The sequence below is a fragment of the Thioalkalivibrio sp. ALD1 genome (genome assembly GCF_000381245.1).
Taxonomy (GTDB): domain Bacteria; phylum Pseudomonadota; class Gammaproteobacteria; order Ectothiorhodospirales; family Ectothiorhodospiraceae; genus Thioalkalivibrio.
Map to the genome: position 1 here is coordinate 204,101 of NZ_KB906242.1, position 23,768 is coordinate 227,868.

Consider the following 23,768-nt stretch of genomic DNA (forward strand, 5'->3'; position numbering starts at 1 on the left):
GCGCTCTCGCCGGTAGTGGGCGGTAGCGCCTCGAGACGAGTCCGACCCGATGCATCGACTAACCATTACCCGACCCGACGACTGGCACCTGCACCTGCGTGATGGCGACGTGCTGGGCAGCGTGCTGCCGGATACCGCCCGGCGTTTTCGCCGCGCGATCATCATGCCGAACCTCAAGCCGCCGGTGACGACGGTGGAGGCGGCGGCCGAGTATCGCGAGCGCATCCTCGCCGCCTTGCCGGAGGAGGCGGACTTCGAGCCGCTGATGACGCTTTATCTGACCGAGGCAACGACGCCCGGGATGATCGAGGCTGCCAAGGCCAGCGGGTTCATCCACGGGGTGAAACTGTATCCGGCGGGGGCTACGACCAATGCGGCCAGCGGGGTCGCCGATATCCGGCGTTGCTATCCCGTATTCGAGGCCATGCAGCGGGTCGATCTGCCGCTCCTGGTGCACGGCGAGGTGACCGATCCGGAGGTCGACATTTTCGACCGCGAGGCGGTGTTTATCGAGCGCCACCTGCAGCCGTTGATCCGAGAGTTCCCGGAGCTGCGCGTGGTGCTGGAGCACACCACGACCGAATCGGGGGTGGAGTTTGTCGAGTCGGGCCCCGAGAACATCGCGGCGACCATCACCCCGCAGCACCTTCTGTACAACCGCAATGCGCTGTTCGCCGGCGGCATCCGGCCGCATCACTACTGCCTGCCGATCCTGAAGCGCGAACGCCATCGCCAGACACTGCTGCGTGCGGCCACCAGCGGACACCCACGCTTCTTCCTCGGGACGGACAGCGCACCGCACCCGCGGCATGCGAAGGAGTCCGCCTGTGGCTGCGCGGGCATCTACTCGGCCCACGCCGCGATCGAGTTCTATGCCGAGGCCTTCGCCTCGGTGGACGCGCTGGACAAGCTGGAGGCCTTCGCCAGCTTCCACGGCCCGGATTTCTACCGCCTGCCGCGCAATACCGACAGCATCACGCTGGAACGGGTCGACTGGACCGTGCCGGAGGCCGTGCTGTTTGGCCATGACCCGGGTGTGCCCCTGCGCGCGGGCGAGACGGTTGCCTGGCAGTTGGCTCGGTACTGATCCTTCGACGTGACTGACCCGGCACCGATCGTGGCCGGGTCGAACCTCAAGCCGTCCCGGTGGTCCCCGGTAGTACAGACAATGTTTGTATGGCGTTTCCATTTCCTACCCCAGGGAGGGCACATGACCGAACCGGATGTACAACGCGGAACCCTGTGGTTCTGGCTACTGATCAGTGTGGGTGTGGCCCTGCTGATCATTGCGCTGGGCGTCGGCCTGGAGCCGCATGGCGCGGCGATCCTGCGTGCCCCGCTGGAGTCACCGGCCGCGGGCGCACTGGCGTTTGGCATGGTCATGGTCTGGGCCGCCTATGGCTACGCGCTGACAGCAGGGCGCGCCGCCGGCTCGCAGGAGCTGGGGGTGGTGTTTCTGAACCTGGCGCTTCCGGTGGCCCTGATCGTGCTGTGGAGCAACGAGATCTTTGCGCTTGCGTTTTTCGTTGCCTTCGGCTGGGCCCTGACGCTCATCGGGATGGCGTTCCGGCTGTTTCGGCGCGAGCCGCTGGCGGGGATCATGATGCTGCCGGTGATCGGCCTGAGCATGACCGCCATCCTGTTGTCGCTCACCCTCTGGATGGTGCCGGCGTAGGCCCGCGATGATCTCGGTCGTACAGGACGACATCACCACCCTGGAGGTGGATGCGATCGTTAACGCCGCCAACGAGAGCCTTCTGGGCGGTGGCGGTGTCGACGGGGCCATTCATCGCGCCGCCGGCCCCGAGCTCCTGGAGGTAACCCGAGCCATTGGGGGCTGTCCTACGGGCGAGGCGCGCATCACCCCCGGGTTTCGCCTCCCGGCCGAATACGTGATCCACACCGTCGGCCCCGTGTGGCAGGGCGGCCAGGCGGGCGAGGACACGCTGCTGGCCGCCTGCTACCGCGCAAGCCTGGAACTGGCGATCGAATATGGCCTGCGCGAGGTGGCCTTTCCCCTGATCAGCACGGGTGTCTACCGCTTTCCGAAGGACCGCGCGGCGGGCATCGCGCTGGAACAGCTGCGCGCGCAGGAGGACCAGTTTCGCCGTCTGCTGGTCTGCGCATTCAGTGCGGCCGATGCGGATGTCTACCGCGAACGGCTGGGACATTGACGCATGCTGTCTTCCAGGGATGCACCGATTGATGTACACGGGCGCGCTCGGGCGCGAGCGTGTACATGGATCAGTGCTTCCCTTGACGACCTGCGCCGATGAACCAGCGCGATGGACCGGTTCGTGGCCGCGGCGCGACGATCCAGCCCCTGGCGCGCTTCGAGACCACCCACCGCGAAGCGTTTGATGATGGCTGGGTGGGCGACGACGAGGAGCCTCGGCCGCTGCGCACCGAGGTGACACCGGAGCACCCACGCAAGGTGCTGTCCTGGAACCAGTCGCCGGATGTCCCGTTCGAATTGTCCCTGAACCCCTACCGCGGCTGTGAGCACGGCTGCGCGTACTGTTTCGCGCGGCCGGCGCATGCCTATGTCGGGCTCTCTCCGGGGCTGGACTTCGAGAGCCGGCTGTTCGCCAAGGTCGGCGCGGCGGACTGCCTGCGCCGCGAACTGGCACGACCCGCGCATCGCGTGACGCCGCTGGCGCTGGGTATTAATACGGATGCCTACCAGCCGGTGGAGCGCGAGTGGCGGATCACCCGCGAGATCCTGGAGGTGCTGGCAGAGGCGCGTCATCCGGTCTCCATCGTGACGAAGTCCGCGCTGGTGGAGCGGGACCTGGATCTGCTGGGACCCATGGCGGAGCAGGGGCTGGTGCAGGTGGCGATCTCCGTGACCACGCTGGACCGGGCACTGTCGCGCCACCTGGAACCGCGTGCCGCCGCTCCTCAGCGTCGTCTGGAGACCATTCGGCGGCTGAGCGAGGCCGGAATACCGGTGGCGGTGCTGGTCGCACCCCTGATCCCGGTGCTGACCGACGGGGAGGTGGAGTCGTTGCTGGATGCGGCGCGCGAGGCCGGGGCAACCAGTGCCGGATACGTGTTGCTGCGTCTGCCGCGGGAGGTGGCGCCGCTGTTCGAGGACTGGCTGCGCACGCACCACCCGCTGAAAGCGGATCATGTGCTGCAGCGCCTGCGCGAGGCGCATGGGGGCCGACTGTATGACTCGACTTTCGGGCACCGCATGGTGGGCGCCGGACCCTATGCCGCATTGCTGCGTCAGCGCTTTCGGATGGCCCGGCGCCGGGCGGGTCTGGCCGGGCGCCTTGCGGATCTGGATACCACGCGCTTTCGTCCGCCCGCCGCGCCACAGACCGAGCGCGGTCCGCAGCTGGACCTATTCTAGGAATACGCTTGAGTGCGCTACAGTGGGCACGGAGCACATCGGTACCGGACACAGGACACCCGCAGGGATGACCGACAAGGACAAGACAGGGAAGCGACCGACCTGGTGGGGGAGCTGGTCGTTGCCACAGGGACGTATCGGGCGCTGGTCCGTCGGGCCACTGGATATCTGGCTTGAACATACACCGGCGGAATGGCGCCTGGGCCTGGATCGGCCGCGAGATGCTGCCGATGCGACGCTGGATATCGAGGTACCGACCGACGCCGAATGGCCCGAATCGCTCTCCGAGCGTCTGCGCTTTGCCGGTGCCACCGGCGACACACAGCCGGAGCTGCGCATTGCGCTGGCCGATCGACCGATGGTCAGCCGGCCCGAAAATCCCTTCTACGTGCCTGCCCAGGGCCGGGTCACGCTGTTTCTCAGTTCGCCCGCCTGGGTCCAGTTCTATCTGGGCGATGCGCGAGCCCACGAATTCCCTGTTTACGCACCCTCGGACACCTGGTTTGGGCCCAACACGGTCGAGGGGGAGCTGTGCTATGCCACGCGCACCCAGGCGCGGCTGGCCCTGGAGGATGTCCCCGAGCGCCCGCATCGCGTGGTCACGCCACTGACGATTCACAACAAGGCGGTGGATGCGCTGTTCCTTGAGCGTGTGAATCTTCCTGTGCCGCGCCTCCCGGTATATGCCGATCGCCACAACCGCTTGTGGACCCCGGCGGTACGCATGGAGCGCGAGGAAGACAAGGACATGGCGGCGATGAAGGTCGACGCCGGCCCGCCCCCCGAGGCCGAGGGAGCGGAGCGGATCGCCGAGCCGCGCGAGGTTGGCGGGCGGCATGTGATGGTGCGGGCGTTCAGCGCCCTGTTTCAATAGGAACACAGGATGGACGGCTGGATGCAAGGCACCATGGATTTCCTGACCAGCGACGGTTTTCTCGCCGCGCTGCGGGCCTCGCTGTACATCATTGTCGGTTTGATTCTGGCGCGGCTGGTTTCGCGCAATCTGACGCGGGCCTTTGGGCGGCACATGGATGCCCAGCAGATCATGCTGATGCGCCGTATCAGCTTCTACATCATCATCGTCCTGGCAGTTGTATCCGGGCTGCGCGAGCTGGGTTTCGATCTCACCGTGTTGCTGGGGGCCGCGGGTATCCTGACGGTGGCCTTGGGCTTTGCCTCGCAGACCTCGGCGTCCAACCTGATCTCGGGGCTGTTCCTGATCGGGGAGCGGCCCTTCTCGGTCGGCGACATCATCAAGGTGGGGGACGCGACGGGCGAGGTGCTGTCCATCGATCTGCTGTCGGTGAAGCTGCGCACCTTCGACAACCTGCTGGTGCGGGTGCCGAACGAGAGCCTGGTGAAGTCGCAGATCACCAACATGACGCGCTTCCCGATCCGTCGCCTGGACATGCAGATCGGGGTCGCCTATCGCACCGACCTGAAGGCGCTGCGCGACATCCTGATGGGCGTGGCGGACCGCAACCCGGTCTGCCTGGAGGAGCCCAAGCCGCTGTTCATTTTCCTGGAATACGGGGATTCCGCGCTGAAGATTCAACTGTCCGTATGGGCACGGCGGGAGAAATTCCTGGATCTGCGCAACAGCATGCACATGCAGGTGAAGGCCGCACTGGACGAGGCCGGTATCGAGATCCCGTTCCCGCAGCGCACCCTGAGCCATATCGATGGCGGGCCGATCCCCGTGCGCCTGATCCAGGACAACCTGAGCGACGAGGAGACGGAGGCCGCCGAGAAGATCGACGAGGAGGCCACGGAGCCGGAGGCCGACGCAGGAGCGTCAGAGCAACTCCCGACGCGCGACTAGTCGACCCACAGGTTTAGCCAGACCGGGTCGTGGTCGGAGGCGCGCCATGGTCCCTCGGCGGGTTGGCTCCCATCGAATCCCAGAAAGGCCGGCTCGTCGGCGTTGATCCCCCATGAGCCGGCGTCCCTGATACGTTCGGCGATTCCCGCTGGGCCGAGCAGGTAGTCCAGTTGGCCGGACTGTCCGCGAAAGACATAGCTGTAGGCCTGGTCGGGCTCGGCATAAACCAGATCGCGCTTGCCCGCCTCGCGCAATACACGTAATGGATCCTCGGCGGCATAGGCGTTCAGATCGCCGGCAATGATCACGGGCAGTCCGTCACGACGCTCCCGCTCGATCCACTGCGCCAGGCGTTCGGCCTGGGCCGTGCGCCGCTCGTTCCAGCAGCCCTGTCCACGATCCACGTCGCCGCTGGACGGACAGCCGACCTTGGCCTTGAAATGTACCGCTACCACCCCGAACAGGGGGGCGCCGTCCGGTGTGCCGAACCACGCGAGTAGCGGCGGACGGTGGTGGACCCGGTCTTCGTCGGCGACGACATCCAGCAGTTCCAGCCGATCGGGGCGGTAGGTAATGCCCACCTTGATGGCGTCGGTACCGGGCGCCGGATGCCGGATGGCCTCGTAGGGGATGTCGCCGTGCTGATTCAGGCGCTCGATCAGGCGTTCGCGGGCGGCGGGTCGGTTTTCCAGTTCGATTGTCGTAATCAGGTCTGCTTTCAGGGGAAGCAGGGCGGCATTCAGCTTGGCCTCCTGCCGCTCGCGCTCGGCACGACTGGCCGCGCCGCGTTCGCCCAACGTGACAAAGTCGTTCTCCATGTTGGCAGTAACGATGCGCAGTGCGCCGCCTGTGACCGGCTCGGGCACGTCTGGGCGAGTGCCCCCCTCCCACTGAGGCGGTTCGGTCGGGTGCAGGCGGTGGGCATCGAAGGCATGCGTCAGGATGCCGGTCAGGCCTGTGACCTGGCTCCCGACGCGACGTGTCCCCTCATCGTCCAGATAGGGGATGGGGTCCGGGCGGGCGCGGTAGCTGCCATCGTCCAGCACGATGCGGCGTTCGACATGGTCGTGGTCGTCGAATGCGCCCGTCTGCCCCGGGTGCCACAGGCGCCCGTCGGCGGAGAGCTTCAGGCTGCCATAACGCTCAAGCTCATGGTGCCCGGTTACGGTCAACGTCTGATCAAAGCGCACGCGTACGTCTTCGAAGTCCGAAAGTCGCTGGGCGTCGCGTGGGAGCTCGAGCGTCACCGCCTCGGGCAGCCGACCGCTGCCGCAAGCCTCGATGCCGTCGATACGGGCCAGCTGGGGGCGACCGTGGTGATGGCCAAAACGGCCCTGGACGCGCAGGCGATCGCCCGGCGTTACCGGGTCGTGGTGCGGGGCGTAGACGAACAGCCCGGTCGGCGTGTCGGGTTCGTCATCCTGGAGATAAAAGCCGCCCAGCTCGTCAGCGTCCATGAAGACGCCAGTGACGATACCCTCCAGCACGACGGATGTACCGTCTGATGGTGGATCGTCGAGCAAGTCCTCGGTCGTCAGGCTGGCCGCATCGAACGGACACGTCGGGGCTAGCGCTTGAGCGACGGGCGCGGCCAGAAGAGTTGCGAAGAGCACCGGCACGGCGGAGAGCGGTGCGCGGCGATGGGACGGAACGTGCCGATCCATGGCGGCGTCCTCGGGATGGCTGACTCAGGCGCTAAAGCGTAGCAGGGATCGCAAGTGATCGGGTGACTGCGTCACGTCGCGGATGCTGTACTGGTCGAGCACGGCGAGGAAGGCGTCGCGTGCGTCGTCCAGTACCCCGCGCAACTGGCAGCCAGGCAGAATAGGGCACATCGGGTTTTCGCAATCGACGACGTTGAGGTTGGGTTCCATGTCACGGATGACCGCCCCGATGTTGATTGCTTCGGGGTCGCGTGCGAGCGAGATGCCGCCACCCTTGCCGCGGCGGGTAACCAGATAGCCTTTCTGGCCCAGCTGGTGGACGATCTTGACGAGGTGGTTGCGCGGGATGCCAAAGCGTTCGGAGATCTCGGTTACCGTGACACGCTGGTCGTTGGGTTTGACTGTCAGGTACATCAGGACGCGCAGGGAGAAGTCCGTGAAGCGGGTTAGTTGCATTGAGGTGGCTCGTTGGCGGATTGCAGGCCTCATCGGCGCTCGCCAGGTCCCGCGGGCGCGTGCGCGCAAACAGGTTCGGTTGGCCGGCTGCCAAATATACGGCTATGTGAATGTCTAATGGCACGATAAAGCCGTGCTGGTGGAAAAACAAGCAGGCTGGGTGCATGAAACCGAGCCCCGCTCCGCGAACCTCGTAGCAACGTTTTCCGGGCCGTTTCCGTATACTGCGCGCGCCTTTGGGACAAAACCGGAATCGGAATGACAGTTTGGGTTGCCACCCTGCTCGGTGTTGTGCAGGGAATCTTCATGTTCTTGCCGGTCAGCTCGACCGCGCACCTGGTGCTCACCCAGCACTGGCTGATCCTTAGTGGCGAACCGCTGCCGCCGCCGGAAAGCCCGGAGATGATTCTGTTCGACCTGGTGGTGCATGTCGGCACGCTGGTGTCGATTGTCTATGTATTCCGCCAGAGTCTCTGGCGCCTGAGCGGCGGGATCGCCCGCGAGAGCTGGCAATGGGCCTCGGCGGGCGGAAGCGCGGGCCGCGAGATGCTGTTCCTGCGCCTCGCATTGCTTTGCGGGCTGTCGGTTTTCGCGACGGCCGTGATCGGCTTTACGCTGAAGGCGAGCTTCGAGCACGTGTTCGCCAACCCGACGCTGATCGCCGGCACACTCACGCTGACGGGCATCCTGTTGTGGTGGACGGACCGTCTCAGTCGCCGCCCGTTGGGTCTGCGCAAGCTGGGGCCGAAGATTGCCACGGTCATTGGTGTGGCCCAGGGCTTCGCACTGGTCCCCGGGCTGAGCCGCAGCGGCATGACCATCACCTTTGCCCTGTTCTCGGGCCTCAAGCGGCGCTGGGCGGCGGAATACAGTTTCTTTCTCGCGATCCCGACCATCCTGGCGGCAACCGCCGTCCAGTCGCTGGACGTCTGGACCAATGGAAACGGATTGGGTGAACTCGGATGGACGCCACTGATCGTGGGGTTCGTGGTCTCCGCGGTGGTCGGGGTGGTCTCCCTGAAGATGGTGCTGTTCTTCCTCTATCGCGCGCGACTGAAGGTCTTTTCCTTCTATGTCTGGGCGCTGGCGGCCCTGGTGCTGTTCGGCTTCCTCGACGTCGACATCATGTACGGTCACTGATCGGGGTTTCCTGAATTGGGCCGTCTGGCGCATCACTCGGGGCCACGCAGGACCTCGAGTGGCGCCTGTCGCAGAACGCTGCGAGTGCCCAGCCAGCCGGCAAGCGCGATTCCCAGGGTGCCCCCGGCGATCCCGAAGACGAATGTCATCGGGTTGATGCGGTAGTCGAATTCGAACACCTGCCAGGCCAGCAGGGCCCCCACGGCGGTGGCGATGATGGCCGCGAGCAGGCCGGCCAGAAAGCCCAGGCTCCCGAACTCGGCCAGCAGCGCGCGACGGATGTGGTGGCGTCGTGCCCCCAGCGTGCGCAACAGGGCGGTTTCGCGTCGCCTCACGTCGCGCGTGGCTTGCACGGCGGCGAACAGCACGGTCAGGCCTGCGAGCAGCGTAAACAGGAACACATACTCCACAGCCCGCGTGGCCTGATCCATCACGTCCCGGACCTGTTCGAGGATCGCGCCGACATCAATCGCGGAGATGGCCGGAAACTCCCGCAGCCAGCGGTTCTGCTCTGCGCCCATACCTTCGGGCACATGCAGTGCAGTGATGTAGGTGCGCGGCTGCTCGCCCAGCAGGGCGGGTGGGCCGATGACAAAGAAGTTGACCCGGAAGCTGTCCCAGTCGACCTCGCGTACGTTGGCGATGACACCGCGCACGGGCTGCCCGCCGACCCGAAAGGTCAGGCTGTCGCCGATCTCCAGACCAAAACGCTCCATCAGTCCGGCCTCGACCGACCAGGCACCGTCCGCGGCCTCGCCGGTCGGGCCGTGGTGGAACCAGTGGCCTTCCACCACGCGGTTATGCTCCGGCGGTTCTTCCGCGTAGGAGAGGTTAAACTCTCGGTCCACCAGGCGCCGGGTCTGGTCGTCCTCAAAGTCATCGGGCTGGACCGGCTGGTCGTTGATCGCGATCAGGCGGCCGCGAATCATCGGATCCATTTGCGGGCGTTCGAGCCCGGAGGCCTCGATCCGGTCAGCGAACGCCTCTTCCTGCCCGGGCTGGATATTGACGAAGAACTGGTTCGGGGCATCTTCGGGGATGCTTGCATCCCAGGCCGAGAGCAGGTCCACGCGCACGATCGCCAGCAGCAGAAGCGCGAGGATGCCGATGCTGAAGGCGACCAGCTGCACGGCGCTCAGGCCGCCGCGGCGGGAGAGGTTGGCGAGACCAAAGCGCATGGCCATGCCCCCGTGGTTGCGCAGTGGTCGCAACGCGAGCACCAACAGCAGGCCCAGTGCCCCGAGCACGATCAGCGCGCCCGCAGTCCCCAGCAGGACCCAGGCGGCCAGGCGTGGGTCGGCCGCCTGCCAGTACAACAGCGCACCGAAGGCCAGCAGGGCCAGCAGCCCCGACAGCCAGACGGACGCGGGCGGGAGCCCCAGATCACGCCGCAGTACGCGCAGGGGCGACACCTGGCCGATGCGTAGCAACGCGGGCAGGGCGAAGCCGATCGCGGTGATCAGACCCACGCCGAGCCCGGCGGCCACCGGGCGCAACCCCGGCGGAGGCAGGTCGCCCGCCAGCCACTCGCCGAGCAGTGCGGAGAGTACGAACTGCGCGGCAAAGCCGATGACCAAGCCCAGGCCGCTTGCCAACAGGGCAATCATCAGGACATGGCCAAAATACAGTTTGAGCACCCGGCGCCCGCTGGCCCCCAGCGCGCGCATTATGGCGGCGGAATCGGCGCGACGCTGGGCGAAATGATGAGCGGCGACCGCAATTGCCGCACCGGCTAGCAGGACCGCCATCAGAGAGGCCAGCCCGAGGAAGCGCTCGGCGCGCTCGATGGCGACCTGCAGCTCCGGGTTGGCGTCATCGAGACCGCGCAGGCGCTGGCCTGGCTCCAGGCGTTCCTCGATCCAGTCGCGGTAGTTTTCGATCTGGGCCGCCGGGCCGGTCACGAAGAGTTCGTAGCGCACGCGGCTGCCGGGCCCAATCAGCCCACTGACCCCCAGGTCTTCATAGGCAAGCATTAGCCGGGGCGCTATATCCAGCAGGGCGCTGCCGCGGTCCGGCTCGCGGGTGATCTCGCCGGCCACTTCCAGTTCCAGTTCGCCGACCTCGACCGTATCGCCGATCTCCAACTCCAGGGCTTGCAGCAGGGCGCCTTCCAGCCAGGCCGTACCAGATTCAGGACCCTGCGTGCGTGGCTGGGGTTCTGCGTCCGGGTTGCTCCGGACGAGGGCTTCTCCGAGAAGCGGCCAGTCACGATCCACCGCCCGCAGCGCGGATAGGCGGGAGTCGTCCTCGGGGGTAAACAGCACGCTGGGCAGGGCGGCCGTGCGTGCGGTCTGCAGGTCTCGGCGTTGGGCCTCTGCGATCCAGTCCTCCGGGATCGGCTGGTCGCCGACGACGGCCATGTCCCCACCCAGCAACAGCGTCGCCTGCTGCGCCATGCCGCGATCCACGCGGTCGGTAAAGAATCCGACCGCCGCGACCGCTGCCACCGCGACGACCAGCGCCGCAGCCAGCACGCGCAGTTCGGCGCTGCGCCACTCGCGCCAGGTACCGCGAATCCATTCGCGCGGACTCCCGCGTCCAGCAAGCCACGTCATGCCAGCACGCCGTCCTGGATATGGAGGATGCGGTCGCATTGCTGCGCCAGATCGGCGTCGTGTGTCACCAGGATCAGTGCGGTGCGCTGGTCATGGTCATCCGGTTGTCGGGCCAGGCTGAACAGCAGCTCGATGATGCGACCGCCGGTCTGTCCGTCGAGGTTGCCGGTGGGCTCGTCCGCGAACAATACCGCCGGACGATCCACGATCGCGCGGGCGATGGCGACGCGTTGTTGTTCACCTCCCGAGAGCTGGTACGGGTAGTGGGCTTCGCGTTCGCTCAGTCCCACGCGTTGCAGGGCGTCGCGGGCCCAGGCGGAGATATCGGCCTGCGAGCGCCTCTCATGTTCGGGGTTCAGTTCCAGCGGCAACAGTACGTTCTCGAACGCAGTTAGTGCCGGGAGTAGCTGAAATGACTGGAACACGAAGCCAACGCGCCCGGCGCGCAGGGCCGCTCGGTCGTCCTCGTCCAGTTCGCTGATGGTTTGCCCCAGCAGGCGAACTTCTCCGGCCGTTGGAGCGTCCAGACCTGCAAGAAGCCCAAGCAACGTCGATTTTCCCGAGCCCGATGCGCCGAGTATGGCGACCGTCTCGCCGGCGTGAACCGCAAGTGTTACTCCTTGCAGAATATCCAGTACACCGCTGGGACCGGCGATCCGCTGTTGCAGGTCTCGGGCTTCCAGAACCGATGATGAGGATGCATCCATGTGGCGTTATTCCCTGATGGTGTTTGCGTGGCTCGCGTTGCTATGGAGTCCGCTTGGTCTTGTGAATTCCATCAGCGCGGAAAATTCAGGGAAAGAGCACGCGAAAATGCTGGTGTTCGGCGACTCCCTGAGTTCGGCCTATGGAATGAGCGACGCCGAAGGCTGGGTGGGGCTGCTGGAAGAGCGTCTGGGCAACCGCAACCACCCCTGGCGCATCGCGAATGCCTCGATTAGTGGCGAGACCACGGCCGGGGGACGTGAGCGCCTGCCGGAGGTCCTGGAGCGCGAGAGTCCCGATCTCGTGATTTTGGCCCTGGGCGGCAATGACGGCCTGCGCGGGCTATCGCCACGGGCCATGCGCGAGAACCTGGAGGCGATGCTGGAGGCGATCGACGCGACGGGTGCTCAGACGCTGTTGCTCGGGATCCGTATCCCGCCGAATTATGGCCCCCAGTACAGCCAGCGCTTCGAGGCGGTGTTCGCGGATCTGGCACGGGAACGCGGACTGGTGTTCGAGCCGTTCTTTCTGCACGAGGTCGCCTTTCGCGACGGCATGATCATGGATGACGGAATCCATCCGACGCCCGAGGCACAGCCCTACATGCTGGATGCCGTGTGGCCCCACCTGGAGCCCATGATACGCGGGATCGAGGCCTGTCTGGACGACGCAGCTTCAGTCTCCTAGGGAAACACCGATCAGTGCTTCCCTAGCGCCCGGCGCAGATCCGCCAGTACATCCTCGGGGAGGAGTTGGCGCAGCACCGGATGGACATCGGATTCGACCTCGGACAGCAGCGGCAGGGTGCGGATGAGCGAATGTCGTGACAGCGGGTCGCCGTACTGATTGGCCTGAATTGGGCGGTCCAGGCCGGTCTCCATCAACGCGACACCCGGCTCGCCGCGGGGGCCTTCGTCGAGGACCTCGACCAGTTCCACCATGCGGCCGTCCACCTCCCCCTGCACCCCGATCAACGGTGCCAGGAGCTCGACCAGTCGTTCGGCCTGTTCCGTGCTGAGCGTCGCCATTGGCTTACCTTACGGCGCTTTTCAGAACGATGCCAGCCCGTAGGGCAAACAACGGTCTCTCTAACTTTTGGCCCGGATGTCCTTGCCTCTGGGCCGACGCTTGGTGCGTTCCTCTCCGTTGAGTCTTCTCCAGCCAATCACGACGCCGGTCAGACTAAAGCCGAGACCTGCCAGGGAAAGAGACAGCATGGTTATGTCCCATAGAGGACGGTTTTCCCACAACACAGGAATATCCAGGCTGTGCAGGGCATTGTATGACCACCGGCGCCATCGTCCTTTGTCATCGATAATGGATTCGATTGATCCAGTTTCTGGATCGACGTACAGCGCCGTTCGATCGGCGTCGTCCAAGGTAATGCGCAGCACCGGAAACGGCCGTTCGTTACGTCGGGCGTAGTAGTAGGCGTCGCGTTCCGAAAGGCGTTTAACCTCTAGGACAGATGCCCCGGGAAGAACCTGGTTGGCGTGTTCTTCCAGACCTACGTCGGTGAATGTGGCCGGTTTCCCATTGGCGCGCAAGGCTCGCGTTTCGCTAGTGGTGTGCAGCAAGATGAGGGGAGTGTCGGCATGACGCCGCCACTCGATTTCGCGAACATCATCGTCACGGTCCAGAAATTCGCCAGGTGGCATGCCCGCCAGCTTGGTGGTGCCGAGGATTTTCCCGCCCTGCCAGGCCTTTTCCAGCTCCTTGGTCGGGTTGGCCGAGGAAAAAATCTGCCCCGGATTCATCGATAGCAAGCCACTCAACATAAAGGTAAAGACGAACAATGCGCAGGTAATGCCCAGCAGGTGATGCCAGCGTTGCCAGCCCTGATAGGGTGTTATCCAGTTGTTCTTGTAGCGCCGTCGCAGCCGAAGCCGCCAGATGCCGACCACAACACCCGTGACCACCAGGAGCAAAGCGGGGACGGAAAGCCAAATGACAGTCTGGCGCCACATCTCGGGGTGCTGACGAAGTTGCCAGGGGTAGATCCAGTGCACCACCGATCCCACCCAGTTCCATCGACGCTCCGCGCGCGTCGCGGACTGTACTACTTCCCCGGTACGAGAGGAGACATAAATCCATGTCCCTGCATCGTCGTCCGTTTTTGCTCGGATCAATGGCCGGTGCGTGTCGAACCGGTTGGGGACAGTCCATTGGTCCACGGATATTAGGGTGGCAGCCACAACGCTGTCGCCCAAATGGTGCCGCACCGTTCTATTAAGGATTTCTTCAGACATCAACACCGGGTCGCCAGTCCGCGCGTCGATGCTATGCCGTCCATTCCCGTCGCGAATGTGGTAAACGGGACGCCCCCCCGCATTGTTGAGGCGAAGCTCGTCGATAGGAGCATGGCCGGCCACCACCTCACCGGGTGAGAGCAGATCATCAAGCTTCGTTAGTTTTGGCAAGCCGGAGAGTCGTTCGTCCTGCGAAAGTGAAGGGTAGCCCACGTACATGAGCACCATGCCCGAGGCAAACCACATGGCCATAAGCAAACCAAGAGCGATCCCCAGATAGCGATGCGCCAGGTAGATACTGCGCCGGGCGAACATCAGAACTGCATGCTAAGGGTTAACTCAAGACTGCGAGATTCGCCGAGAATCCATTGAGAGCCACCAAAAGAACTCCACGTTACATGTTGCTCATTGGTTAGATTGCGACCTCTTAGAGTCAGGTCAAACTCTCGAAAATGCCATGTGGCAGCAGCTCCTAATAGTGTGTAGGAGGGTATTTCGATGGTGTTCGCGTCATCACCTGTTCGCGGACCGACATAACGGGCATTGGTCTCCAGAGTAAGGCGGTCAGTTGCGAACCATTCTGCACGCAGGTTTGCCAGGCGTTCCGGCACGTTGGGCGGTGTGTTGCCGTCGAAGCTTTCTCCACCTGCTCGATAGTCGGCAAACTCGGCGTTTAGCACGGTCCCGTCAGCTTGTAAACGCCAGTGCCGCGACGGACGGATGGCGAGCGTTAGCTCTGCGCCTCGCGATTCTTGACGCCCGATCTGGCGTTGCTCGTCCGGATTTCCAGCGACTTCGGTAGTGAGATTGCGCTTGGCGATGTCGTAGAAAGCCAGGCTCCACTCCAGACGATCGTCCCAGGTCCTCTGTCGAAGTCCGGCTTCGACAGAGCGTGATCGCTCCAGGCGGTTACCTTCGGCCCCCGGGGAAAAGGTCACGGTGCTGCCGACGGGCTTGGCGCCGGTTGCATACTGGCCGTATGCCGTAAAACCCGCTGGCAAGTCCCAGACAATCCCCACACGCCCGGTGGTCGGGCGGTAATGTTCAACTGTACGTTCGCTCTCGCGAAGGTTCTCGCCATCCAGCCGGATCAGTTCATGGCGCAGCCCCCCAATCACGCTGACGCCGCCGCCCAACACAAGCCGGTTTTCGCCGAAGATTGCGTAGCGCTGGTTGACCGTACGGATGCCAGGTTCGAACGGGGAGTCCGAAAAATACAGCCCCGGATCGGGATTGTGTACGTCTACACGGTCCTGTCCAGCGTAGGGCGAGTTGTTGTGGTGTTCGAAGCGATTTCGACTCACCTCGGCGCCTACGCTGACGCGGTGAGGAAGACCGAAGAGGGTGTGTTCATGAATCGCTTCCAAGCGGTTTCCCACAAGGGCCTGATCATGAGCAATCTGGATCGGAACTGAACGTTCAATGGCGTCGTTCTCGGGGTCGTAGCTATAGGCCTCGATGTTCTTCCAGTTGCGTTTAGCCTCGTGGACGTAGACTTGATTGCGGAAAGTAAGCCGGTCGGTAGCGGCAAAGTCGGTATCGAAGCGGACCCAGTAGCCTTCCATGTCCATCTCGGCGTCGGAGACGTTGTAGTTGTTGCCGATTGTTCGATCGTCGATACCGCCATCGATGACAGGCAAACCAAAATTAGCCTCAATGTCATCGCGCATCCATTCACCGGAAAGCGTGAATTGCAGTCGGTCGGACGCGTCATACCGCAGGGATGCACTCAGGTTCTCGTAGTGCTCCCCTGTGCGGTCGGTCTCGCCATCGCGAGTCAGGATGCTGCCATCGATACGATACGAGAGACCGTCGATATCGGTCGGGCCACCGATGCCAGCGCCAATCCGATTCTCGCCAAACGAGCCGGCACCCAGCAGCAGATCCCCGGAGGTCCGGTCCGGATCCGGCCGGCGCGGCACGTAGTTTATGGCTCCGGCAATTGCCCCCTCACCATGGAGGACCGATGCCGGCCCGCGCAGGACCTCGACGCGGTCGTACATCCAGTTGCTACCAGGGCGGGCGAACATGCTTGGTTCGGCGACGCGCACTCCGTCGTACAGAATGGTGATGTCGTTTCCGGTGAATCCCCGGCTCGAGAATGAGGCCGGCGCACCTGGTGGGTTTCCTCCAGAGAAACCTCCTGCAGCTTCTACAGCCTCTCGAGTGTTGCGGACGCCACGAGCAAGTTGCTCTTCCGCGTCTATGATCGTTGCACTGGCCGGGAGTTCGTCGAGCGTGATACCCAGACGGCTTGCCGTGGGTGCAGAATCATCCAGGTTCAGTTCGCTACTGTATCGGGCCGCCTCGACCAACACAGTCGACAAACGAGTTTCGTCAGCGGGAGCCATCTGCGGGGCGCCAGCTAGTCCCACCGTCATCGCGAAAGTGATGTATTTCAGGCGGTGACACGGCTTGATAGTGCCGAGATGCGTCGTGCTCATGTTGCATGTGCTCCTTCACGGGTTCATTGACCAGTTGAGCGGGAGCAATACGAGGAAGCGCAAAACAGCACAGGGTTCTCGATAAATCGGAACCGTGCGGACGTGACAAGGCCTGGACCGAGTCCATCTGTTCCTCGTCGGTTGTGCCCCACGCACCACCAGACGGCCGGCCGAGCCACAGGTGTGGCGAGGCCTTACTCGTCGGGCCGGTATCCGGACTCGCGTGCGGGCGCAGGTTCACCCAGGCAGGCCGCCTTCCCACGGGCTGGGACCGCAGTGGCACTAATTGGCCTGTCTCTACACGCTCACCGTTGCGGGGGCAGTCCCGGGTTTGGCGCTTGCTGTAAACACAACCACCTCACCGGGTTCCCGTTTAACACCTTGACCTGAATGGCCAAGGGGCACCCGAGAGCGAGGCTTGGATGTTAGTGCAATACAGTGTCGGGTTCAAAGAATGGCGTGAGCAGCCCCAAACACAATGAGCGAGCTGTGTTCATGTAATTTTGCCGTGACGTCAGGCATTGCGATCGGGTTTTGTCGAATGACAAAAAAGACTCGACGCAGTGGGGGATCGAGATGCGACGTTGGGGGGAAGGTCAAGAAAATGGTGTCCCCGGCAGGATTCGAACCTGCGACCTGCCCCTTAGGAGGGGGCTGCTCTATCCAGCTGAGCTACGGAGACAATCGCGTCGCGAGTATAAGCGCGCGGCAGGATTCGCGCCAAAGGGGCGGGGCCTCGAAGTGGCTACTGCGACGGCCATTCGCGTGCATCCACGCGGTGGTGTGCCCAGGCGACAAAGTCCGCGACGGGGCAGTGGCCTTCCTCGGGTACGCCTGCGCCGCTGATCACGCGATACGTGACCTGACCATCGTCCCGTGCGAGGACCTTGCGTACACTCCAGGCGCCGTCCTGCGCACCATTGCTGTAGCACTGCCCGGACTGAATGTCGTCGAGCTCGATGGCATCCGGGTGCTCGTGATGACGCCGCGCCAGGAGATACAGACGCGCAAGGTCGTCTTCGGTCAGGTCGAGGTACAGATTGAGATCGCGCATCGCGTGCTCCAGATCGGCCTGGCTCATGCCCGAGCGCTCCAGTGCGCCGGATGGGTCTGTAGGCGAGGGCTCGCTCAGTCGCGCCAGGGCGGCCGGATAGCGGCGCCAGGGAAACGGGTAGTTGATCGCGACCGCGACCAGCAACATGACGGCCACACTGGAGAGGACCGGGTGCAGGATGAACAGTAGGCCCAGTTCTTCGACCGAGGCGCCGCCGATCACGGCATACAACGCCGTTGCACCCCCGGGAGGGTGCAGGCAGCGCAGGTAGTACATCGCATAGACAGTGAGACCGACCGCGAGCGCGGCCGCCACTAGCGGGTGATCCACCGCGTGTCGAACGGCGACCCCGACCATGGCAGCAATCGCGTGGCCACCGAGCACATTCCAGGGTTGCGAAAGCGCGGCCCGAGGTGCGGCGAAGAGCAGGACCGCGGTCGCCCCCAGAGAGGCCAGGATGAGGCCATTGATCCCGCTCTCGGTAACGGAAGCCGCGACTTCCAGTGAAAGGTACAGCCCGATCACCGCGCCCACCAGAGCGATCAGCTTGTCCTTGTGGTTGGTGGTGTCGAGAAAGTCGCCGAGAAAGAGGTCGCGTCCGATGCGCATGTCTAGGGTGGGCCTTGTAAGCTGAATTTTGCGTGTAGCTTTTTTTGTGTGTGGCGTTTCGGTCAAGCGGACGTTCGAATGTCAGGGATTTGGCTCCCTGCTTCCGCGTGCCCTTGCCGGTAGGGATGTTCGCCGACAGGGCTGATCGTGCGTAAACTCAGCAGTTTGCCTGTCAAGGGAGAAGCCGGCATGGAATGGGTGCTGATCGCGATTGTGGTGCTGCTCGTGGTCTGGGCGGTCTGGACGTACAACCGGCTGGTGACAGCGCGCAACCGCTACAAGAACGCGTTTGCCCAGATCGACGTCCAGCTGACGCGGCGCTACGACCTGATTCCCAACCTGGTGAAGGTCGCGGAACGCTACATGAGCCATGAACGCGACACGCTGGAGGCGGTGATCCAGGCGCGCAATCAGGCGATGGACCGCCTGAAGCAGGTGGGCGGGGACCCCACGAACACCGAGGCCGTGCGCCAGCTTTCCGGGGCCGAGCAGGGCCTGTCCGGCGCGTTGGGGCGGCTGTTCGCCCTGTCCGAGAACTACCCGGACCTGAAGGCGAACGAGAACATGATGCAGCTCTCCGAGGAGCTGACGAGTACCGAGAACCGGGTGGCCTTCGCGCGTCAGGGCTACAACGACGCCGTGATGCAGTACAACATCCTGCGCGAGATGTTCCCGAATACCCTGATCGCCAACAACTTCGCCTTCCGCCCGGCGCAATTGCTGGAGATCGAGGACCCGCAGAAGCGCGAGCCGGTCGAGGTCAACTTTTCCTAGGGACAGGGCATGAATTTCTTTGAACATCAGGACCGTGCCCAGCGGCGCACGCGCTTGCTGCTGGGCCTGTTCATGCTGGCCGTGCTGGCGATTGTGGTGGTGATGAACCTGATCGCGCTGGTGCTGTTCGGCCAGGCCCAGGCAACCGAACCGGGCGAGCCCTGGCTGACCCGGGAGTTTCTCCGCGACAACCTGGACGTGGTCGGCTGGACCAGCGCGTTCACCGTGGGCCTGATCGGTCTGGGGAGTCTCTATCGCATGCTGAGCCTGCGCGATGGCGGCGGGGCGGTTGCGCGCGAGCTCGGGGGGACGCGGGTCGAAGGGGATACCCGGGACCCGTTGCGTCGACGCCTGATGAACGTGGTGGAAGAGGTCGCGATTGCCTCGGGTGTGCCGGTGCCCGAGGTCTACGTGCTGGAGCAGGAACCGGGTATCAACGCCTTTGCCGCCGGGTATTCGCCGTCCGATGCCGCGGTCGCGGTGACGCGCGGCGCGCTGGAACACCTGAACCGGGACGAGTTGCAGGGCGTGGTCGCCCACGAGTTCGGGCATATCCTCAATGGCGATATGCGCATGAACATTCGTCTGGTCGGGATGCTGTTCGGGATCCTGGTAATGGCCCTGATCGGGCAGCGCGTGCTGCTGGCGATGCGCTTGTCCCGTAACAACCGCAACGCGGGTGGAATCGTGGTCGCGGGCCTGGTACTGATGATCGTCGGCTACATCGGTCTGTTCTTCGGCCGCTGGATCCGGGCGTCGGTTTCGCGCCAGCGTGAATACCTGGCGGATGCCTCGGCGGTGCAATTCACGCGCCAGCCGGAAGGCATTGCCGGGGCGCTGAAGAAGATCGGGGCCAGCTACTCCGGGCTCAACGCGGACAGCGAAGAGGTCGGGCACATGCTGTTCGTCAATGGCGGCCTGGGCCGGATGTTCGCGACCCATCCGCCGCTGGAGGATCGCATCCGCAAGATCGAGCCGGGTTTCGATCCATCGGAACTCAAGGCGCTGCACAAGCGCATGCAGGACGATGCGCGGCGCCGCCGCGAGGAGCAGGAGGCGGAAGCTGCCCGCGAACAGGCCGAGCCGAAGGCCGGGGGTGGGCTGGGGCTGCACCCCGAGGCCCTGCTCGACGCGATCGGCGATCCCGGACTGGCGCATATCCTCGGGGCCGGGTTCCTGGTCGCCGCGGTGCCGAGCGTCCTGGAACGCTCGGTGCACTCCGACCGCTGGGCTGCCGAGGCGGTTCTGTACCTGCTGATCTCCCCTGATACCGAGGTGCGGGATACCCAGCTGATGCGCATCCTCGAGGCGCGCGGCGAAGACAGCGAGAAGCGCGTACGCGAACTGCTGCAGGAGGTGCCGGAGCTCAGCCCGGACCTGCGCATTCCACTCCTCGAGATGGCCTTCCCCGTGCTGCGCCGGCACCCACCACAGGAACGGGAGGTCCTGTCGGGGCTTGTGGACGAACTGATCCAGGCCGATGGCCGGGTGTCGGCTTTCGAATATGCGCTCGGGCGGCTTGTACGGCGTCAGCTACGGGATATCGAACGTCCCTCGCAGGCCCGTTCTGGCGGCCGCCGTCGGCTGGCCGACAACAGTGGTCAGGCACGCTACGTGCTCGCGGTTCTGGCCCATCACGGCCACCCGGAAGATCCCGAAGCGGCGGTTACGGCGTTCAATGCCGGCGTGGCGGCGCTGACGGGGATCATGCCTCTGGAGTCCGAAACTCCCCCCGAGCTGGAGCAGGCCACCGCCGGCAGTGCCTGGGCGACGGTGCTGGACAAGGCCCTGGAACGACTCGATCAACTGCGGGTCAAGGACAAGCGCACGCTGGTGGAGGCCATGTTGGCGACCGTTCAGCGTGGCGGTGGTGTCCAGGTGGCCGAGATCGAATTGCTGCGCGCCATGGCCGCTGCACTGCACATCCCGCTCCCCATCGCGGAGATGGCGGATGTCTCACAGGGGAACGGGCCGTCCGACTGACACTCCACAGCCGGCCGGCTTAGCCGGTATGATGCGAGTCTCCGGGGGCGTGGCGGAACGGGTAGACGCAAGGCACTTAAAAGACAAGTATTTCAACTATACGACATAGAGAAGCCCTGGCCTATGAGCTAGGGCTTTTCTTTTGTCAGACACTATCCGACCTCGAGTAGGTATCGGACGCGTATCCACATGATGGCCTCTTGTGGCACGCCACACCCCCAGACACACCCCTTCAGACGCCCTCGGATGAGGGTGCTGACCAATTACCACGACTTAATGGAGCAGCTAAGGATGAAACCAGAGATGAATCTCTAGATGTCTTGGAGATGAAGTCTTCAGTCCATCTCTAGTTGCTCTCCAAGACCAACTAGAGAGGTTCTCTGGATGTTTATTAATAATCATGCTCCGTCCATCACAGACCAGATCATCGAGGAGATCGACAGCAATCCAGAGTGGAACGAGAAGATGCCTCGACAGGCTGAACTCGAAGAGAAGATGCGTTGCATGGGAGTGGACCGCTTCTGGTCGCAGACCTCCCGATCCATCGAGCGTGGTCAGGAGACTCAGATCGCTCCGGTGCGCCGCCTGATGAACCATGCCGTGGCTCAGATGGTGGAGGCTATCGATGCCTTCATCGCTGAGGCTTCGTCCGGCAAGGCTGGCCGCAAGCACGGTGCCGTGAAGTTCATCCAGCAGATTGAATCCGAAGCTGCAGCCCTCATCACTGTCCGCTCGGTGCTGGACGGGGTGATCCGGGGTGAACGACTGGTGCCCCTGGCTCGGACTGTCGCCGGGATGATCGAAGACGAGTTGGCCTTCCGTCACTTCATGGCGGAGGATCCCCAGGCTTTCAACTGGCTGGTGCGTCGGGAGAAGCGAGTCAACGGTGCCAGCTACCGCCGCCAGCGCAAGAGCCTGTACGCCAACGCCAAGGGCCGGGACATCCATTGGGAGGAGTGGAACCATCGGGATCAGGTGATCGTCGGCACCAAGCTGATCGAGATCATGGCCGTGGCAACCGGACTGGTGGAGAAGGTGGTCCGTGCCCCAGAGGTCAACAAGAAGGAGACCTACATCGTTGCAACCAAGGAGGCCATGGACTGGTTGAACGAAGAGATGCACCGCAGCGAGGCCATGTCCCCGAGCTACCTGCCGACCATCATCCCGCCCCGTCCGTGGACCAGTCCTACTGATGGTGGCTACTGGACCCCTCGTGTCCGCCGTCTGAGCCTCGTGAAGACGCACTCCAAGGAGTATCTGACCGAACTGGCTGAACACCACATGCCGGGTGTCTATGACGCCATCAACGTGATGCAGCACACCGCGTGGGCGATCAACCTTGAGGTGCTGGACGTGGTGCGTACCCTCTGGAACTCTCAGTCGGTACTCGGTGGTATCCCCTCGGGTGAGGACTACCCGCTGCCGGTCAAGCCGCAGTTCCTCATCGATGAACTCCCGAAGGAGGAGTGGAACGACGATCAACTGTCCGCCTTCAGGACTTGGAAGCGTCAGACCACGGACACCCACACGGCCAACGCCAAGCTGAAGTCTCTGCGTCTGCAGTTCGCGAAGACCCTGATGGTCGCGGAGATGCTCGAAGAGGAGGAGGAGATCTACTTCCCGCACCAGTTCGACTTCCGTGGTCGTGCCTACCCGGTGCCGATGTTCCTGACCCCGCAGGGTTCCGACGTTGCGAAGGGTCTGCTGACCTTTGCCAACGGTGTGACCATCGACGATCAGGAGGGTGCTGACTGGCTGGCGATCCATGGTGCCAACGTCTACGGCTACGACAAGGACTCCCTCGAAGGACGCGTGGCCTGGGTCATGCAGCACGAGCGGGAGATCCTGGCGTCTGCTGAGGATCCCTACGACAACCGCTTCTGGGTCGATGCCGACAAACCGTTCCAGTTCCTCGCGTTCTGCTTCGAGTGGGCTGGCTTCAAGCGTGAAGGTTTTGGGTATCTCTCCACGCTGCCCGTGCAGATGGACGGTAGCTGCAACGGTCTGCAGAACTTCTCCGCGATGCTGCGGGATGAGACTGGTGGCCGTGCCGTGAACCTGACCCCGACTGACATGCCGCAGGACATCTACCAGCAGGTGGCTGACGTGGTGCTGCAGCGTGTGCAGGAGGACGCTGAGAAGGGTGACCCCGAGGTGTCTCCCCTGGCTCGTGGCTGGTTGAAGCACGGGATCACTCGGAAGGTCTGCAAGCGTCCGGTGATGACCCTGACCTATGGGGCCAAGCTCTTCGGGTTCCGCCAGCAGGTGCTCGAAGATACGGTGCAGCCTTACAAGTTCCACTGCTCGACCACTGGCGAGGAGTTCCCGTGGTCTTCCGCTTGGGATGCCGCCTCGTACATGGGCGGTCTGATCTGGGAGTCGGTGGGTCAGGTGGTGGTGGCTGCTCGCAGCGCCATGGACTGGCTGCAGGAGATCGCGAGGACTGCCTCGAAGGAAGGACTGCCCGTGCGCTGGGAGACCAGTGACGGGATGGTGGTGCTTCAGGCCTACCCGAAGATGAACTCGAAGCAGATCCAACTGACCTTCGGCAGCAGCCGCATCACCCTGAGTGTCGCGACGACACCCACCAAGAAGCTGGACAAGCAGCGTCAGGCCAATGGCATCGCACCGAACTGGGTCCACTCCATGGATGCAGCCCACATGCGTGCCACTGTCCGTCGCTGCTGGAGTGAGGGTGTCCGTTCGTTCGGGCTGGTGCATGACAGCTATGGCACCCATGCCGGGAATGCCTGGGCACTCGCGAAGTATCTGCGGGAGGAGTTCGTTGGTCTGTACTCCGAGGATGTTCTCGAAGAGTTCCGCCGACAGATGGCACTGCAGTTGGGTGACGTAGAGGCAATCCCTGATGTGCCCCCGAAGGGCACCCTGGATCTGTCTCTTGTCCTCGACAGTGCTTTCTTCTTCGCATAACTATCCGACATCGGAACGATACCG

The 23,768-nt window shown here is 63.8% G+C and carries 19 protein-coding genes, 1 tRNA gene and 1 riboswitch; of the genes, 11 read left to right on the plus strand and 9 right to left on the minus strand.

The window, feature by feature from the left end:
• Window positions 1-49: 49 nt before the first annotated feature.
• The 6 genes from pyrC (at window position 50) to F623_RS0105620 (ending at window position 5,180) form a co-directional block, all read left to right on the plus strand.
• A complete protein-coding gene (pyrC, locus tag F623_RS0105595) occupies window positions 50-1,087 on the plus strand; it encodes a dihydroorotase (RefSeq protein ID WP_018868308.1) in 1,038 nt (345 codons plus the stop codon).
• Between the two features lie 123 nt (window positions 1,088-1,210).
• The gene (locus F623_RS0105600) at window positions 1,211-1,675 is read left to right on the plus strand and encodes a hypothetical protein (RefSeq protein WP_018862361.1); all 465 of its coding nucleotides are present in this window, start codon (window positions 1,211-1,213) and stop codon (window positions 1,673-1,675) included.
• A gap of 7 nt (window positions 1,676-1,682) precedes the next feature.
• Window positions 1,683-2,174, plus strand: coding sequence for an O-acetyl-ADP-ribose deacetylase (locus tag F623_RS0105605; RefSeq protein ID WP_018862362.1), 492 nt, complete (start codon window positions 1,683-1,685; stop codon window positions 2,172-2,174).
• A gap of 98 nt (window positions 2,175-2,272) precedes the next feature.
• Complete coding sequence (locus tag F623_RS0105610) at window positions 2,273-3,358, plus strand: PA0069 family radical SAM protein (RefSeq protein ID WP_018862363.1); 1,086 nt, start codon at window positions 2,273-2,275, stop codon at window positions 3,356-3,358.
• A gap of 67 nt (window positions 3,359-3,425) precedes the next feature.
• Complete coding sequence (locus F623_RS0105615) at window positions 3,426-4,232, plus strand: hypothetical protein (RefSeq protein WP_018868307.1); 807 nt, start codon at window positions 3,426-3,428, stop codon at window positions 4,230-4,232.
• Window positions 4,233-4,241: 9 nt separating this feature from the next.
• Window positions 4,242-5,180 carry a mechanosensitive ion channel family protein gene (locus F623_RS0105620; protein ID WP_018862365.1) on the plus strand — a complete coding sequence of 313 codons (939 nt, stop codon included), beginning with the start codon at window positions 4,242-4,244 and terminating at the stop codon, window positions 5,178-5,180.
• On the opposite strand, the gene F623_RS0105625 is transcribed toward F623_RS0105620, so the two are convergent.
• A complete protein-coding gene (locus F623_RS0105625; RefSeq protein ID WP_018868306.1) occupies window positions 5,177-6,844 on the minus strand; it encodes an ExeM/NucH family extracellular endonuclease in 1,668 nt (555 codons plus the stop codon). The genes F623_RS0105620 and F623_RS0105625 overlap by 4 nt on opposite strands.
• Window positions 6,845-6,868: 24 nt before the next feature.
• Window positions 6,869-7,300 (minus strand): Rrf2 family transcriptional regulator, encoded by a 432-nt coding sequence (locus F623_RS0105630; protein WP_018862367.1) that lies wholly within the window; start codon window positions 7,298-7,300, stop codon window positions 6,869-6,871.
• A 258-nt stretch (window positions 7,301-7,558) separates the two neighbouring features.
• Here F623_RS0105630 and F623_RS0105635 point away from each other — a divergent pair, with 258 nt between their 5' ends.
• Window positions 7,559-8,440, plus strand: a complete 882-nt coding sequence (locus F623_RS0105635; protein WP_018862368.1) for an undecaprenyl-diphosphate phosphatase — start codon at window positions 7,559-7,561, stop codon at window positions 8,438-8,440.
• 32 nt (window positions 8,441-8,472) lie between these two features.
• Here the strand turns inward: F623_RS0105635 and F623_RS0105640 are convergent, their stop codons facing one another.
• Window positions 8,473-10,995 (minus strand): ABC transporter permease, encoded by a 2,523-nt coding sequence (locus F623_RS0105640; protein WP_018868305.1) that lies wholly within the window; start codon window positions 10,993-10,995, stop codon window positions 8,473-8,475.
• Complete coding sequence (locus F623_RS0105645) at window positions 10,992-11,702, minus strand: ABC transporter ATP-binding protein (RefSeq protein WP_026279359.1); 711 nt, start codon at window positions 11,700-11,702, stop codon at window positions 10,992-10,994. Before F623_RS0105645 ends, F623_RS0105640 begins: the two co-directional genes overlap by 4 nt.
• On the opposite strand from F623_RS0105645, the gene F623_RS0105650 reads away from it, so the two are divergent.
• Entirely contained in the window at window positions 11,701-12,387 is a 687-nt protein-coding gene (locus F623_RS0105650) for an arylesterase (protein WP_026279358.1), read from the plus strand. The two genes, F623_RS0105645 and F623_RS0105650, sit on opposite strands and share 2 nt — an antisense overlap.
• Window positions 12,388-12,398: 11 nt before the next feature.
• On the opposite strand, the gene F623_RS0105655 is transcribed toward F623_RS0105650, so the two are convergent.
• The 5 genes from F623_RS0105655 to F623_RS0105675 form a co-directional block, all read right to left on the minus strand.
• A complete protein-coding gene (locus tag F623_RS0105655; RefSeq protein WP_018862372.1) occupies window positions 12,399-12,728 on the minus strand; it encodes a hypothetical protein in 330 nt (109 codons plus the stop codon).
• A gap of 60 nt (window positions 12,729-12,788) precedes the next feature.
• Window positions 12,789-14,264, minus strand: coding sequence for a PepSY domain-containing protein (locus F623_RS0105660; RefSeq protein WP_018868303.1), 1,476 nt, complete (start codon window positions 14,262-14,264; stop codon window positions 12,789-12,791).
• Window positions 14,264-16,393, minus strand: a complete 2,130-nt coding sequence (locus tag F623_RS0105665) for a TonB-dependent siderophore receptor (protein WP_081618321.1) — start codon at window positions 16,391-16,393, stop codon at window positions 14,264-14,266. Before F623_RS0105665 ends, F623_RS0105660 begins: the two co-directional genes overlap by 1 nt.
• 186 nt (window positions 16,394-16,579) lie before the next feature.
• Window positions 16,580-16,817, minus strand: a riboswitch (cobalamin riboswitch).
• A 181-nt stretch (window positions 16,818-16,998) separates the two neighbouring features.
• Window positions 16,999-17,075, minus strand: a tRNA-Arg gene (locus F623_RS0105670).
• A gap of 63 nt (window positions 17,076-17,138) precedes the next feature.
• On the minus strand, window positions 17,139-18,056 hold the full coding sequence (locus F623_RS0105675) for an HPP family protein (protein ID WP_018862375.1): 918 nt from the start codon (window positions 18,054-18,056) through the stop codon (window positions 17,139-17,141).
• A gap of 189 nt (window positions 18,057-18,245) precedes the next feature.
• On the opposite strand from F623_RS0105675, the gene F623_RS0105680 reads away from it, so the two are divergent.
• From F623_RS0105680 to F623_RS0105690, 3 genes are all read left to right on the plus strand, one after another.
• Complete coding sequence (locus F623_RS0105680; RefSeq protein WP_018139689.1) at window positions 18,246-18,830, plus strand: LemA family protein; 585 nt, start codon at window positions 18,246-18,248, stop codon at window positions 18,828-18,830.
• 9 nt (window positions 18,831-18,839) lie between these two features.
• A complete protein-coding gene (locus F623_RS0105685; protein WP_018861265.1) occupies window positions 18,840-20,813 on the plus strand; it encodes a M48 family metallopeptidase in 1,974 nt (657 codons plus the stop codon).
• Between the two features lie 384 nt (window positions 20,814-21,197).
• Entirely contained in the window at window positions 21,198-23,744 is a 2,547-nt protein-coding gene (locus F623_RS0105690; RefSeq protein ID WP_018868302.1) for a DNA-directed RNA polymerase, read from the plus strand.
• Window positions 23,745-23,768: the final 24 nt, after the last annotated feature.

Coding starts and splice junctions, on each gene's coding strand:
- pyrC (WP_018868308.1), top strand. CDS start 50: ATGCATCGACTAACCATTACCCGACCCGACGACTGGCACCTGCACCTG.
- F623_RS0105600 (WP_018862361.1), top strand. CDS start 1,211: ATGACCGAACCGGATGTACAACGCGGAACCCTGTGGTTCTGGCTACTG.
- F623_RS0105605 (WP_018862362.1), top strand. CDS start 1,683: ATGATCTCGGTCGTACAGGACGACATCACCACCCTGGAGGTGGATGCG.
- F623_RS0105610 (WP_018862363.1), top strand. CDS start 2,273: ATGAACCAGCGCGATGGACCGGTTCGTGGCCGCGGCGCGACGATCCAG.
- F623_RS0105615 (WP_018868307.1), top strand. CDS start 3,426: ATGACCGACAAGGACAAGACAGGGAAGCGACCGACCTGGTGGGGGAGC.
- F623_RS0105620 (WP_018862365.1), top strand. CDS start 4,242: ATGGACGGCTGGATGCAAGGCACCATGGATTTCCTGACCAGCGACGGT.
- F623_RS0105625 (WP_018868306.1), bottom strand. CDS start 6,844: ATGGATCGGCACGTTCCGTCCCATCGCCGCGCACCGCTCTCCGCCGTG.
- F623_RS0105630 (WP_018862367.1), bottom strand. CDS start 7,300: ATGCAACTAACCCGCTTCACGGACTTCTCCCTGCGCGTCCTGATGTAC.
- F623_RS0105635 (WP_018862368.1), top strand. CDS start 7,559: ATGACAGTTTGGGTTGCCACCCTGCTCGGTGTTGTGCAGGGAATCTTC.
- F623_RS0105640 (WP_018868305.1), bottom strand. CDS start 10,995: ATGACGTGGCTTGCTGGACGCGGGAGTCCGCGCGAATGGATTCGCGGT.
- F623_RS0105650 (WP_026279358.1), top strand. CDS start 11,701: ATGTGGCGTTATTCCCTGATGGTGTTTGCGTGGCTCGCGTTGCTATGG.
- F623_RS0105645 (WP_026279359.1), bottom strand. CDS start 11,702: ATGGATGCATCCTCATCATCGGTTCTGGAAGCCCGAGACCTGCAACAG.
- F623_RS0105655 (WP_018862372.1), bottom strand. CDS start 12,728: ATGGCGACGCTCAGCACGGAACAGGCCGAACGACTGGTCGAGCTCCTG.
- F623_RS0105660 (WP_018868303.1), bottom strand. CDS start 14,264: ATGTTCGCCCGGCGCAGTATCTACCTGGCGCATCGCTATCTGGGGATC.
- F623_RS0105665 (WP_081618321.1), bottom strand. CDS start 16,393: ATGAGCACGACGCATCTCGGCACTATCAAGCCGTGTCACCGCCTGAAA.
- F623_RS0105675 (WP_018862375.1), bottom strand. CDS start 18,056: ATGCGCATCGGACGCGACCTCTTTCTCGGCGACTTTCTCGACACCACC.
- F623_RS0105680 (WP_018139689.1), top strand. CDS start 18,246: ATGGAATGGGTGCTGATCGCGATTGTGGTGCTGCTCGTGGTCTGGGCG.
- F623_RS0105685 (WP_018861265.1), top strand. CDS start 18,840: ATGAATTTCTTTGAACATCAGGACCGTGCCCAGCGGCGCACGCGCTTG.
- F623_RS0105690 (WP_018868302.1), top strand. CDS start 21,198: ATGTTTATTAATAATCATGCTCCGTCCATCACAGACCAGATCATCGAG.